Origin of the sequence: Amycolatopsis sp. VS8301801F10 (assembly GCF_046195355.1) — a bacterium.
GTDB lineage: Bacteria > Actinomycetota > Actinomycetes > Mycobacteriales > Pseudonocardiaceae > Amycolatopsis.
Window position 1 is genome coordinate 1298997 of the sequence record NZ_CP176065.1, and the last position, 12999, is coordinate 1311995.

The window sequence follows — 12999 nt, forward strand, 5'->3', positions numbered from 1 at the left end:
GGCTTCCGGTCAGATGTCCAGCATGTACGGGACCTCGTCCTGCGCCCGCGAGGTCATCCACTCCCGCAGAGCCTTGGTCGCCAGCACGTCGTCCTCGTTGTACCGCAGCAACCGCTCCCGCTGCTCGTCGTCGGGAACCTCGCCGTCCATGCCGACCGCGTCCCGGTACCACCGCATCGAAGCCTCGCCGCCCGCTTCGGGATCCCGCCAGGAGAATCCGGCGACCGGCGCGATCACCTTCAGCCCCTTGCCCCGCGAGCACAGGAACTGATCGGTGACGCTGCGGAAGAGATCCACCCACTCGTCGGAGTCCACAAAGGACTGCACAGTGCGTTTCTCCGGTATCCCGGGATACTCCCCGAACCGCTCGACGGATCCGAACAGCCACCGGTTCTCCGCGAGCGCGTTGTAGCAATACGCCCGGAAAGTGAGTCCGGCGGCGAGAGTCCGCTCCCGCACGTCGGTGAACCAGGCCCAGAACTCGGCGAACGACCGGGCCTCGTCCACCGTCGGCAACGGCTCCCACGTCGCGAACGCCCGATAGCCCCTCGGCACGCCGATGTCCGCTCCGGACAGCAGCGTCCCCCACAGATAAGCCCCGGAATCGCCGAAACTCTCCATGTCCACGTCGACCTCGACGTCCGCGCGCGGCACCTCGACCTCCGGCGTGCGGCGCACCACCGTGAGATCCGCGAGCCACGCCCTGGCCAGCATGATCGCGTCCGAGAACGTGCCGCCGGTCCAGTTCATCGGCGGCGGCTCGGCGGCCGGGTCCAGCGCGGCCAGCTTGTCTACAGTGGACACTCCGACGCGGCGCAGCTCGCCCGCGTCCTCGCCGCGCACCACCAGGCTCACGTCGCGCGTTTCGGTGAGCACGACCTCGCAGGTGGCCCAGAACGGACACCGGCGGCATTCGAGCACGCGGGAAGGCGCGGCCAGCGCTTCGGCGCCGGTGGCGGCCGCGGTCGCCACCGCGAGCCGGTCCGCGAAACGCGCGTCGTATTCCTCCAGCGCGCTGCGGCCGCCCGGCCACGTGCCCGCGGTGAGGTCGTGCCAGACGACGACATCGGCGTCGAGACCGATCACCCCGCCGACCGCGGCTCCGCCGGCCGCCTTTCCGTACGTCTCCAGCATTCGCCGCAGATGCGCGAGCCGCAGCTGGTCCCGCGGCTGCGAGCGCACCTTGCGCAGTTCGTCCGGCGAACGGCGCGCCGGGTCCAGCTCCGTCATCGCGGTGGTGGGCGCGCCCTGGCCGCGGTCGGTGATCCGGTGCCGGACCACCAGCACCGGCACGTAACCGTCGCCGACCCGCACGAGCAGGTCGATGCCGCCGCGCCGGTGACTCGCCGGATCGGGCGGCAGCAACGCGCCCCAGATGTACTGCGCGGCATCGGCGAACGCCTGCTCGGTGAGCCGCACCCGCTCGCCCGCGGGGGCGGTGCGCGGCACCCGCGCCCAGGTGGCGTCCGGCCCCGAGGCCGCGACCAGCTGTTCGAGGATTTCCTCGCGGTGCGCGGTCGCGTCGTCGATGCGCTGTTGCGCGGTCGGATCCGGCGGCGGCAGCGGCACGTCGCGCATCGCCGGGTCGTGTTCCAGGTGCACCCGGCGGCGGCAACGACTCACTGCTCCCGCGTCGAGCAACACCTCGTCTCCCATAGCGATCACAATAGATCGTGGGTACGACATTCCCCGCGCGAGCCGACATGCCCATCCCGTCGGGGACCAGTAAGTTCATCCGGAGAAGGCGTGGGAGGTAACGGCCATGGCGCGCAAGGCCAAGCAGGACAAGGCCAAGCAGGACGAGGGTGAAGCCCGGTTCACCCCGAAGAAGGCGAAGAACGCGGTCGCGGTGGCCAAGGTGCTCGGGCCGGCGGTGCTGCCGGTGCTCGCGCCGTACGCGGTCCGCGCGGCGGGTGCGGCGCGGGAGGCATACGACCGCTACCAGGCCCGCAAGCTCGGCGTCGCCGTCGATCAGCTCGGCGAGTACACCGGCCGCGGCGCGGCTCTGCACGCCCGGATCGCGGGCCTCGTGCAGGGGCTGGGCGAGCTGAAGAAGTCGGCGAAGGCGACCGAGCAAGCCCAGAAGTTCGCCGTCGAAACGCAGTCGACGCTGGAGCAGCTGTCGGCCACGGTGCGCGCCGCCGAGCGCATGCCCGCGGCCCGGCGCAAGGCCGCGCACCGCGCGGTCACCGGCGAACTCGAACGGCTGGAAGAGCAGCTGCTGCACCGCTTGGGCATCTGACCTCGTGCGTGGCTATGCCGGTGAGAACCGGCATAGCCACGCACGAGGCCCTACTTGATGAAGCCCTTCTGCAGCATCCAGTCGTGCGCGACGGTGCCCGCGTCCTTGCCGTCCACGTCGACCTTCTTGCACAGCTCGACCATCTGCTTGTTGTCGAGCGCCGCGCCCACCGTCTCCAGCGGCCCGCGGAGTTCCGGATGCTGGTTCAGGAACTCAGTGCGCAGCGTCGCCGCCGCGTTGTACTGCGGGAACGCCTTTTTGTCGTCCTCGAGCACGCGCAGGTTCAGCCCGGAGATCCGGCCGTCGGTGGTGAACACCTCGCCGACCGGGCAGGTGCCGTTGGCCACCGCCGAATAAATGGTGCCGATCCCGAAGTTCTCGATCTTCGGGTTCTTGAACCCGTACGCCTTGACCGCCGCCGGGAACCCGTCCTGGCGGCTGGTGAACTCCGTCTCCAGGCAGAACCGGTTCTGGTCCGGATGCGCGGTGAGGAATTTCGCCAGGTCCGTGGTCGTCTTCAGGTTGTTCTTCGCCGCGTACGCCTCGGTGGTAGCGAACGCGTACTGGTCGTTCAGCGGCGAGTAGTTCAGCCAGGTGACGCCGTACTTCTCCGCGTCCGCCTTCGCGGTGGCCTCGTACTGCGCCTTCTCCCCGCCCGGCACCGGCAGTTCGTTGCCCTGGTAATTGATCCAGCCGGTGCCGGTGTACTCCCACGTCACGTCGGTCTGCCCGTTGAGCAGCGCCTGCCGCGACGAGTTCGACCCCTTGATGTCAGTGAGGTCGATGACGTCCGCGCCCGCCGCGCTCAACGCCATTTCGGCCATGTACCCGAGGATGATGTTCTCGGTGAAATCCTTCGACCCGACGACGACGCGGACGCCGTTCAACGCCGGGATCGGCCGGATCGAGCCGGGTTCGATCTTGAACGGGATCGAGGTGTTGACGTCGAGCCCGCACGCCGAGAGCGTCCCGGCGAGCAGGGCGGCGCCGACCAGCGCACCCGCTTTCTTCAGGACGTTCATCAGCGCAGTCCCTTCGGTCCGAAGTACTGCTCGGCGACCGCGCCCAGCCAGTCCACCAGCAGCGCCAGCGCGACGGCCAGCACCGAACCGGTGATCAGCACCTTGGTGAGGTTGAGCTTGTAGCCGGTGTCGATCAACAGGCCGAACCCGCCCGCGTTGACGAACATGCCGAACGTCGCCGTGCCGACCGCCAGCACGAGCGACGTGCGCAACCCGGCGAGGATCAGCGGGACCGCGAGCGGGAACTCCACCCGCCACAGCACTTTCTGCGCGGACATCCCGATGCCGCGGCCGGCGTCGATGAGCGACGGGTCGACCTGCTGGATGCCGACCATCGTGTTGCGCAGCACCGGAAGCAGCGAATAGAACGCCAGCGGCAGCGCGGCGACCCAGAGCCCGCCGACCGCGCCGGTGAAGATGAACCACAGCACCAGCACGCCCAGCGCGGGCGCGGCCTGTCCGATGTTCGCGATCGCCAGGAAGACCGGCGCGAGCCACTTCGCCCACGGCCGGGTCACGACGATGCCGAGCGGCACCGCCACCAGCACCACGATCGCGGTGACCACGACGGTCATCGCCACGTGGTCGCGCAGCGCGGTGAGCAGCGACGTCGCGTTGAGCGTTTCCTTCTCGGTCGCGGTGAGCCCGCTGGCGAACACCCAGGCCAGCGTCGCCGCGACGATCAGCACGACCACCGCGGGCTGCGCGAACAGCCGGACGCGTTCCGCGCGCCGGGAGCCTGACTCGGTGCTGAATCCGGTATCGACGGCAGCGGTCATGCCGTGGCCCCGTCCTCTTCGACGTGGTCGTCGGCGTGCTCGTCGCGCAGCTGCTGGATGGTCGCGATGACCGTGTCCAGCTTGATCGTGCCCGCGTACTCGCCGCGCGCGCCGGTGACCGGAACCGAACCGCCTTCGGCGAGCATCGCCTCGAGCGCGTCCTGCAGGGTCGACTGGAGGCTCACGATGTCGCGCAGCGGTTTGCCGACCGAACCCAGCGAGGTGGCGTTGGTCAGTTCGCGCACGTGCACCCAGCGGATCGGCCGTCGCCGCTGGTCGAGCACCAGCGCGAACGGCTTGCGCGATTTGCTGAGCTTCTCCCGCAGGTCCGCGGGCGATTCGTCGATCGTCGTGGTGAGCGCGTCCTGCTGCAGTTCGACGTCGCGCACGCGCAGCAGGGTCAACTGCTTGAGCGAAGCGCCGGCGCCCACGAAACCGGCGACGGTGTCGTCGGCCGGATTCGCCAGGATCGACTCCGGGGTGTCGTACTGCAGGATTTTCGACTGGTTGCCGAGCACCGCGATCCGGTCGCCGAGCTTGACCGCCTCGTCGAAATCGTGCGTGACGAAGACGATCGTCTTCTTCAGGTCGGTCTGCAGCCGCAGCAGTTCGTCCTGCAGGTTGCCGCGGGTGATCGGGTCGACCGCGCCGAACGGCTCGTCCATCAGCAGCACCGGCGGGTCGGCGGCGAGCGCGCGGGCCACGCCGACGCGCTGCTGCTGGCCGCCGGACAGCTGGCGCGGGTAGCGGTCGCGGAAATCGGCCGGGTCGAGGCCGACCAGGTCCATCATTTCCTCGACCCGCGCGGTGATCTTCTTCTTGTCCCAGCCGAGCAGACCGGGCACGACGGCGATGTTCTGCGCGACGGTGAAGTGCGGGAACAGCCCGGCCTGCTGGATCGCGTAGCCGATCTGGCGGCGCAGGGTGTCCACGTCGAGCTTCAGCGCGTCCTGCCCGCCGATGGTGATCCGGCCGGACGTCGGCTCGATCAAGCGGTTGATCATCCGCATGGTGGTGGTCTTGCCGCAGCCGGACGGGCCGACGAAGACCACGATCTTGCCCGCGGGCACGACCATCGAGAAGTCGTCGACGGCCGGGGCGCGGGTGCCGGAGTAGCGCTTGGTGACGTGGTCGAGTTCGATCTCGACGCCGGAGACGGTTTCTTCGGTCGCAGTGTGCTCAGCCACGGACACCCCTAGAAATGGTGAATCGCTTGATCAGGACGTAGATGCCGTCGAGCACCAGCGCGAGGATGACGACGCCGACGGTGCCGGTGAGGGCCTGGTTGAGGGAGTTCGTGCTCCCGGCGTTGGTGAGGCCGGAGAAGACCTCCGCGCCGAGGCCGGGGCCCTTGGCGTACGCCGCGATCACCGCGATGCCCATCAGCATCTGCGTGGCGACCCGCATGCCGGTGAGGATCGCCGGCCAGGCCAGCCGCAGTTCGACCCGGGTGAGCACGGAGATCCGGCTCATCCCGATGCCGCGGGCGGCGTCGGTGATCGCCGGGTCGACCGCGTCGAGGCCGACGATCGTGTTGCGGACGATGGGCAGCAGGCCGTACAGCACGAGCGCGATCACCGCGGTGGTCGAGCCGAGGCCCGACAGCGGGATCAGCAAACCCAGCAGCGCGAACGACGGGACGGTGAGGATCGTGCTGGCCAGCGCCGTGGCGACGGCGGAGCCGATGGGGCTGCGATAGACGGCGATGCCGATCAGCACGCCCAGGATCGCGGCGAGGATCGTGCACTGCACGACCATGCTGGTGTGCAGCCACGCCTGGAGCAGCAGCCTTCCCCACCGGTCCGAGATGTACTCGAAGAGGTTCATCCGTATTCGTTCTCCCGCCAGCTTGCGAGCCCCGGACGTCACCCGTTCGGAGTAGCCCATCAATCGGCAGAGTGACTACCCGGAACGGCTACGGTCGAAACCCCCACTTCTCGGTTGTGCTTGCCACCGTTTCGCATCCGTCAGGGGTCGGCAACCGAAGCGAGCGGCCCCACCGGACGGTTTTTACCGGATCGAGACCCGCCCACCTGTGCGTTTTCCGCAGGTGCTCACCATTCGAGACGCTTCAGTCACCCACCGGAGTGCCGTTAAGCTGCCCGAATGAGCACTCCGGCCCGGCACCGCGGCGCACTCGCCGCTGTCCGCGGTGGGCTGCTCGCGCTGAGTTCGGCGTCACTCGCCGTCACCGCGCACGCGGTCGCCGACGGCGGGCTGCCCGATCCCGCGCTCACCCTTTTGCTCACCGGCCTGCTCGGCTGGACCGCCACCGCGCTCGCCGGCCGGGCCCGCGGACCGCTCGGCACCATCGCCGTCCTCGGCGGCGGACAGCTGGTCATGCACCTGGTGCTGACGACGCTCGGCGGACACGACCCGAGCGGGGCCGCCGCCGCGCCGGACGGCTGGGCGATGACCGCGGCGCACGCGGTCGCGACCCTGCTCACCGCGCTGGTGCTGGCGCGGGCGGACGCGATGCTGCTCGCGGTGCTGCACGTGGTGCGGGTGATCCTGCCGTTGTTGGTCCGGCCGGTGCCGGTCCCGGTGGCGGCGGGGGGAGTCGCGCGGCCGCGTGCGGCTGGCGTGGTGCCGTTGCTGACCGTTGAACTGCGCCGGGTCCGGGGGCGGCGCGGGCCGCCTGGGGGGCTCCTGAACCCCTCGTGAGTGTTAATCCCGGTTCTAACCGTGATCGCCACGCACGACCACCCTTCCCCCCTTTTTCCGGCGCAGGCTTCGCCCTTCGCCGGCTCACCCCTGTTCAGGAGCAGTTGTGTCCCACCATGTCTTCCGGCGCGCCGGCGTGCTCGCCGCGACCGTCGCCGCCACCGGTCTGCTCGGCGCCGGTCTCGCGTCCGCGCACGTGTCCGCCAACGTCTACGGCGACCAGCCGGCCAAGGGCGGCTACGGCACGATCTTCTTCCGCGTCCCCAACGAGGACGCGAAGCTCGGCACGATCAAGCTCGAGATCGACGTCAAACCGGACTACGGCATCGGCAACATCCGCACCAAGCCGATCCCCGGCTGGACCGCCGAGGTCACCAAGTCGAAGCTGCCGCAGCCGGTGACCACCGCGTCCGGCACGAAGATCACCGAGGCGGTCACGAAGATCGTCTGGACCGCGCAGCCGGGCACCAAGATCGGCACGACCGAATTCCAGGAGTTCGAGATCAGCGGCGGCCCGCTGCCGTCCACTGTGGACCAGCTCGAGTTCCCGGCGATCCAGACGTACGAGGGTGGCAAAGTGGTGGACTGGAACCAGCCCACCCCGCCCAGCGGCGAGGAGCCGGAGCACCCGGCCCCGACCGTCAAGCTCGCCGCCAAGTCCTCGGAGCACGGCGGCGGCCACGCGCAGACCACCGCGGCCGAGGAGAACGCCGAAGCCGCGTCGTCCTCGGACAACACGGCACGCTGGCTCGGCGGGGCCGGCCTCGTGGTCGGTGCGCTCGGACTCGGCGTCGGCGCGGGCGCGGTGCTGCGTTCCCGCCGCCCGGCAGCAGGAAAGACCGAAGGAACGAAGTAATGCGTAAAGCGCTTCTCGCGCTGGCGATTTCCGGGGTGGCCCTGCTCGGCACGGCCACCCCGGCGCTGGCGCACAACGTGCTGATCAACTCTGACCCGGCCAGCGGCGCATCGCTCGCCAAGGGCCCGGCGAAGGTCACGCTCACGTTCGACCAGTACGTGCAGAACGCCGACGTCAACCAGATCGCGGTGACCGGACCGGACGGCAGCCAGTGGGCCGAGGGTCCGGTGACGGTGGAGAACAACGTGCTCAGCGCGCCGCTGCGGCCGCTCGGTCCGGCGGGCAAGTACACCGTCGGCTACCGGGTCCTCTCCGCCGACGGGCATCCGGTGTCCGGCGAGATCCCGTTCACCCTCACCACCGCGGGCACCGGCACCCCAGCCAAGGGCGACGCGGCCAAGGCGGCCGGTGCTCCGGCCCAGTCCGCTCCGGCGGAGTCCTCGTCGTCGAGCGGCGTGCCGATCTGGGTGTGGATCGCCGGTGCGGTGGTGCTGCTCGCGATCGGCCTCACCGTCGCGCTGCGCACCGGACGCGACCCCGGATCGGACAAGGCGGACCAGTGACGCGAGCCGAGACCACCTCCGCCGTCCGCTGGGCCACGCTCGCCTGCGTGGTCGTGGCGGGACTGCTGGGCGCGCTGATCGGCATCGCGCTCACCGCGTCCTCGCCCATTCCGGGCGTGGTGGAACCCAGCGAGGTGGTCTCGGCGGCCATCCCGGTCGTGCGCGTGCTGCTGGATCTGGCGGCGGTCGCGACGATCGGGCTGGCCCTGCTGTCCGTGCTGGTCGGCTACGACCGGCCGAAGCTCACCGAACCGGTGCTGCGCCGGGCCCGTCCCGCCGCCGTCGCCGCCGCGCTGATCTGGGCGGCGACCGCGGTGGTCGCGCTGATCCTGCAGACCGCGGAGTACAAACCAGGCAAGCGGATGCTGACCGCGGGCGACATCGGCGGCTACATCGCCGACGTCGGCGCGGGCAAGGCGCTGGTGATCGTGGCGGTGCTCGCGCTGCTGCACGCCGCGCTCGGGTTCGTCGCGCTGCGCAAGGGCGAGAAGGTGCCCGCCGAGGTGCGCGTGGGCCTGGGCATGTTCGCGCTGCTGCCGCTGCCGGTCACCGGGCACGCGTCGAACTGGGCTTATCACGACTACACGATGATCTCGATGGAGTTGCACGTGATGAGCGCGGTCGCCTGGTGCGGCGGCCTCGGCGCGATGATCGTGCTGCTCGCGGCCAACCGGACGCTGCTCGCGCACGCGCTGCCGAGGTTTTCGAAACTGGCGACGCTGTGCCTGGCGCTGTCGGCGGCGACCGGTCTGTTCAACGGCATCGTGGAAATCCTGGCCAACCCGACGATCGGGTTCTGGGCGGGTGTCTTCACCACGCCGTACGGCCAGCTGATGGTGCTGAAGGTGCTGTGCACCGGCGCGATCGCGCTGCTGGCCGCCAACGTGCGGTGGCGGCTGATGCCGCGCATCGTGCGGCACCAGCGCACGGCGCTCGCTTCGTGGGCCACGCTGGAGCTGACCGTGATGGGGCTCGCCTTCGGGTTCGCCGTGGTGCTCACCCGGGCCCCCGTCGCGGTGTCCTGACCGGCCGAGGTCACGGCGGGTAGCCGCAACTTGCACAATGGGACTAGCAGTACGCCGACTGGGGCGATCTGCCGGACCGAATTATCGCTGCGCAGCGATACCTAGTGAGCCATCGACGGAATGCGGCGAACGGTCATCTGCAGTCGGCGAATGCACGTGCAGAATCCCGCTCAACGGTATCTCGTCCACGCGGTAGCCGTCCGGCCAGCGCGCAGGTCCGCCAACCGGCGGCGCAGTTCGGCCCGTACCGGCGGATGACTGCGCAGGATCGGCAGCACGCTCGTCGTCAGCTTCAGCTCCCGCACCGCGCGAAGCACCGAAAACCCTGCCCAGGATGTCACATCGAAGCCGTAAGCCGACGCGAACTCCGCATATCGGGCAGGCGGGTCGCCGAATCGTTCCCGGCCGACGGCGAGCGGCGTCAAATCCCATTCCGGCGGGCCGACGCAGGAGGAATCGAAATCGCACAGCACCGGGCCGTCCGGACCGGGCAGCACATTTCCCGGATGCGCGTCGCCGTGCACGAATCCCCTGGCCAGCGGGAAATCCAGGGTGTCGAGCCGGTCCCGCACCTCGGCGCAGCGCTCCAGCAGGAACCGCCGGTCGGCGTCGGTGAGTTCCTCCGCGTCGGCGACCCGGGCCTCGATCGAACGCAACGGCTCCCAGGCGGGCAGGCCGTCCGGCGGGGGCAGCGCGTGCACCCGGCGCAGCAGGCCGGCGAGGTCGGCGGGCGTCGGCGGCGGTCCGGAGAACGGCACCAGATCCCACACGGTGACCAGATGTCCTAGCACGTCAAGCGGTTGCTCGACCCCGGACAGCAGCCGGACCGCGGGCACGTCGTGCCGGGCGAAATGCTCGGCGACGCGCACGACCGTGCCGACGCGGTGGCGCAGCCTGGTGGAGCCAACGATCCGCACGACGACCGGTGCCCCGTTCAGCGCATACACCGCGTTGTTGGTGAACCGCAGCAGCCGCGCGCCCGCCGGATCGAGGCCGAGCCGAGCGCAGACAGCCGCCAGCACCCGGCGCAGTTTCGCAGGGGTGAACCTGCCTTCGGGCAAGGCGAATCCGGTCGGTTCAGGCCGCGTAGAAGATCTTGAGCCGGTCGGCGAGGTCACGGGCGTCGGGGTTGTTGCTCCGCCGCTCGGCCTCCGCCTGCAGCGGCCGCATCCGGTCCTTGACTCGCGCGGACTTGATGCTTTCCGCGCATTCGATGGCCTTGCCGCCGATCTTCACGCCGTGGTCGATATCGCCCTCGAGCAGGTGATTCGTGGCGAGCGCGCTGAGCATGAACGCCTTGCTGCGCGCCATGTCGTCGGTGTAGGCGTCGACCGCGCGGCTCAGCGCCGGGATCGCGTACTTCGTGTGCTCGGGGTTCTTCATCGCCAGCACGGTGTGCACGGTGCCGGTCATCGCGTAGACGTCGGTCTCGTTGAAGAACTTGACCCACGATTCGGCCTTGGCCAGGTCGGCGCGGGCGAATTCGTCCTTGCACCGGCCGAGCAGCTTCACCGACTGCTCCTCGTTGCCCATCATCGCGTAGGCCCACGCCTCGTTGGCGCAGAGCACGGCGACGGCCAGCTCGGAACCGGATTCCTGCGCGGCGATCTGGCCCAGCTGGAACAGCTTCAGCGCGTCGTTCGCGGCGTCCTGGTGCAGGTAGACCCGGCCCATCCGGTACAGCACGTTCGCCACCAGATGATGGTCGCCGCCCTGCTTGGCCAGGTCGAGCGCCTGCGCGAAATGGCCGCGTGCGGAGTCCATCAGGCCAGTGTCGAACGACGTCCATCCGGCGAGGCTGTGCAGGTCGGCGATCGCGGTGTACAGCCGGTTCTTCACCTGTTCGGCGGCGCTGGCGTCGAGCATCTGCTGTCCCCAGGACAGCTGGGCGACCACGGCGTCGCGGCAGAACCCGCCGCCGTACTGGTAATCGAGCGCGCGCAACGCTCTGGTCGCCGCCTCCACCTGGCGCACGTCGGTCGTGCCGATGCGCCCGGGGGCGGGAGTGCGCGCGGGCGCCTCCGACCACGTGCCTGATTCCGGACCGAACACCGCCGCACCCATCGTGACCTGGGCGGCGTGCGCGAGGAACCTCCGTCGCTTCACGGACTCGTCCTCCTCAGCCTGCCGGCCGTCGGACGCGCCGACGACCCGTATCGCCGTGGTCTCGTCATAGGCGAGACCCATGTATCCACGGGGGACACCCAGGCCGTCGGCGATTCTCGTGAGCACGTCGTAGGCCATGACCTGGCGACCCTTGAGGATCTCCGACACCTCGGACTGCGACTGGCCGGTCATCGCGGCGATCTGGCGCTGCGATACTCCGTGTTTGCGCAACAGCCGGTACACGGCACTGACCTCGCGGGCGGCGAGCGCCTCCCGCATCTCGGGCTGTTCCCAGGCGTCGGCCGGGACCGGACTGCCTGACCGGGCGTCTGCGTGAGAGACTCCGGAACCACTGCCAGCACTGGCATCCATTGCCATTGCGCCCCCTCACCGTCTCCTGGGCGTCTGATCAGCACCCTAAGCACCCGCGAGAACCTTGTGAAACGCGCGGACGCACGCGTTGATCGGCAGGGCCGAACTCCGGCGACCGCTTACCGTGGAACGCGGTCCGGTCACCGCTATGACGCGGTTTCGACCTTCTCTCGCCCCCGGTTTCACTTCACTGTAGTTGCCAGATCTCCGTCACCGCCCGGACACCCGCGGCGATCACGGAGAGCGATGGACCCGACGACACAGATCTGCCGGCACGGACGCCTCCGCGAGGGGCACCGGCCGGGACGAGAAAGCGTGGAGGGACAGTGGAGTTCGTGGAATCGCTCGGTGGAGGACAAGCCGGGACCGCGGTGCGGTCCGTTCGGCCCGCACCGGGAATCGCCACGGCACGCCAGGTGCCGCCTACTGTCGCTTCCGCCGTCGCCGCTTCGGTCTCCGCCGACCCGCGTACCGCGGGCGTGCGGCATTTCGAGGGCGGCCAGGTCGTGTGGCGCGTGCAGTGCGGAGATCTCATCAGCCGCGAGCGCGCTGTCACCGTGTTCGTCGAGGACGACGAGGTCGTCGTGGTTTCGCCTCCCGGGGAGACCGCCCGCCTCACGTCCGGCCAGCTCGGCCAGCTCCGGGCCGCGCTCAACGAAGCCGCCACTATGGCGGAAAGGTGACGGTGAGTTTCTCCATGGATCAGGTTCTCGGCCAGGTTCTCCGCAACGCCGTGTGGGAGCGCCTCGACATGCTGTCCGACCTGGCGGAACGCGCCGACGCCCCGTCGCTGGTCTCGGTCGCCCGCTCGGAACTGCCCCGGCTCGCCGAGGGCTGGCGCGCGATGCTGCGGGCGCACGAGCCCGACGAGCGCGGCGACTGCCCCACCTGCTCGACGCGCTGGCACCGCTGCAAGGCCCCGTGCTCGGTGTGGCAGGTGGCGCACGAGCACCTGGTCGCCGGAGGCCTGGCCCCGCAGGCGCTGACCGGGAGCGCCGGGCACCGGCCGACCCGCCGCCGCGCCGCGGTTCCGGCGCTTCCCGGGCAGAACCGGCGCGCCGAATCACCCGCCGAGACCACCGGCAGGCACGCCTTGGTGAAGCCGCGTCCGGTCAGCGCCTGACCTTTCGGGTGGGGTGCTTCCGGGCGGAGCACCCCACCCGAGACCGACTGGCGAGCGCGCGACCTCCGGAAGCCCCAACCGGTCCGGTCGCCCGGCATCCTCGCCCGGCCGAGGGCTGGTCCGTCCGTCCCCCCGAGCGCGACGGGCCGCCCTCGGCCACCCTTCAGACTTAACGCGATTAATCGAAAAATGTCCGGCAGAACACCTAGCGGACGCAGTAATCGGACGCTAGGTTGAAGATCATCGC

Annotated in this window: 14 protein-coding genes; 7 read left to right on the forward strand and 7 right to left on the reverse strand. The window is 69.9% G+C overall.

Features of this window, described 5'->3' with window-relative positions; all coding sequences use genetic code 11:
* Positions 1–9: 9 nt before the first annotated feature.
* A complete protein-coding gene (locus F9C11_RS06315; RefSeq protein ID WP_409183966.1) occupies positions 10–1656 on the reverse strand; it encodes a TM0106 family RecB-like putative nuclease in 1647 nt (548 codons plus the stop codon).
* 106 nt (positions 1657–1762) lie between these two features.
* Here F9C11_RS06315 and F9C11_RS06320 point away from each other — a divergent pair, with 106 nt between their 5' ends.
* On the forward strand, positions 1763–2242 hold the full coding sequence (locus F9C11_RS06320) for a DUF6474 family protein (RefSeq protein WP_409183967.1): 480 nt from the start codon (positions 1763–1765) through the stop codon (positions 2240–2242).
* A gap of 50 nt (positions 2243–2292) precedes the next feature.
* Here the strand turns inward: F9C11_RS06320 and F9C11_RS06325 are convergent, their stop codons facing one another.
* The 4 genes from F9C11_RS06325 to F9C11_RS06340 are packed head-to-tail and all read right to left on the reverse strand — an operon-like array spanning position 2293 to position 5870.
* Positions 2293–3264, reverse strand: coding sequence for a glycine betaine ABC transporter substrate-binding protein (locus F9C11_RS06325; protein ID WP_409183968.1), 972 nt, complete (start codon positions 3262–3264; stop codon positions 2293–2295).
* Complete coding sequence (locus tag F9C11_RS06330; protein WP_409183969.1) at positions 3264–4043, reverse strand: ABC transporter permease; 780 nt, start codon at positions 4041–4043, stop codon at positions 3264–3266. The genes F9C11_RS06325 and F9C11_RS06330 overlap by 1 nt, the downstream gene beginning before the upstream one ends.
* Positions 4040–5236: an ABC transporter ATP-binding protein gene (locus tag F9C11_RS06335; RefSeq protein ID WP_409183970.1), complete on the reverse strand. Its 1197-nt coding sequence runs from the start codon at positions 5234–5236 to the stop codon at positions 4040–4042. The genes F9C11_RS06330 and F9C11_RS06335 overlap by 4 nt, the downstream gene beginning before the upstream one ends.
* Positions 5223–5870 (reverse strand): ABC transporter permease, encoded by a 648-nt coding sequence (locus F9C11_RS06340; RefSeq protein ID WP_409186827.1) that lies wholly within the window; start codon positions 5868–5870, stop codon positions 5223–5225. Before F9C11_RS06340 ends, F9C11_RS06335 begins: the two co-directional genes overlap by 14 nt.
* 279 nt (positions 5871–6149) lie before the next feature.
* On the opposite strand from F9C11_RS06340, the gene F9C11_RS06345 reads away from it, so the two are divergent.
* The 4 genes from F9C11_RS06345 (at position 6150) to F9C11_RS06360 (ending at position 9151) form a co-directional block, all read left to right on the forward strand.
* Complete coding sequence (locus F9C11_RS06345) at positions 6150–6707, forward strand: hypothetical protein (protein WP_409183971.1); 558 nt, start codon at positions 6150–6152, stop codon at positions 6705–6707.
* 106 nt (positions 6708–6813) lie between these two features.
* On the forward strand, positions 6814–7563 hold the full coding sequence (locus F9C11_RS06350; RefSeq protein ID WP_409183972.1) for a YcnI family protein: 750 nt from the start codon (positions 6814–6816) through the stop codon (positions 7561–7563).
* Positions 7563–8126, forward strand: coding sequence for a copper resistance protein CopC (locus F9C11_RS06355; protein WP_409183973.1), 564 nt, complete (start codon positions 7563–7565; stop codon positions 8124–8126). Before F9C11_RS06350 ends, F9C11_RS06355 begins: the two co-directional genes overlap by 1 nt.
* Complete coding sequence (locus F9C11_RS06360) at positions 8123–9151, forward strand: copper resistance D family protein (protein ID WP_409183974.1); 1029 nt, start codon at positions 8123–8125, stop codon at positions 9149–9151. Before F9C11_RS06355 ends, F9C11_RS06360 begins: the two co-directional genes overlap by 4 nt.
* A gap of 170 nt (positions 9152–9321) precedes the next feature.
* Here F9C11_RS06360 and F9C11_RS06365 read toward each other — a convergent pair whose 3' ends face one another.
* Both F9C11_RS06365 and F9C11_RS06370 read right to left on the reverse strand, forming a co-directional pair.
* On the reverse strand, positions 9322–10212 hold the full coding sequence (locus F9C11_RS06365) for a phosphotransferase enzyme family protein (protein ID WP_409183975.1): 891 nt from the start codon (positions 10210–10212) through the stop codon (positions 9322–9324).
* Between the two features lie 16 nt (positions 10213–10228).
* Positions 10229–11536: a tetratricopeptide repeat protein gene (locus tag F9C11_RS06370; protein WP_409183976.1), complete on the reverse strand. Its 1308-nt coding sequence runs from the start codon at positions 11534–11536 to the stop codon at positions 10229–10231.
* A 419-nt stretch (positions 11537–11955) separates the two neighbouring features.
* Between F9C11_RS06370 and F9C11_RS06375 the strand changes: the two genes are divergently transcribed.
* Both F9C11_RS06375 and F9C11_RS06380 read left to right on the forward strand, forming a co-directional pair.
* A complete protein-coding gene (locus F9C11_RS06375; RefSeq protein ID WP_409183977.1) occupies positions 11956–12312 on the forward strand; it encodes a hypothetical protein in 357 nt (118 codons plus the stop codon).
* 14 nt (positions 12313–12326) lie between these two features.
* Complete coding sequence (locus F9C11_RS06380) at positions 12327–12752, forward strand: hypothetical protein (RefSeq protein ID WP_409183978.1); 426 nt, start codon at positions 12327–12329, stop codon at positions 12750–12752.
* The last annotated feature ends 247 nt before the right edge of the window (positions 12753–12999 follow it).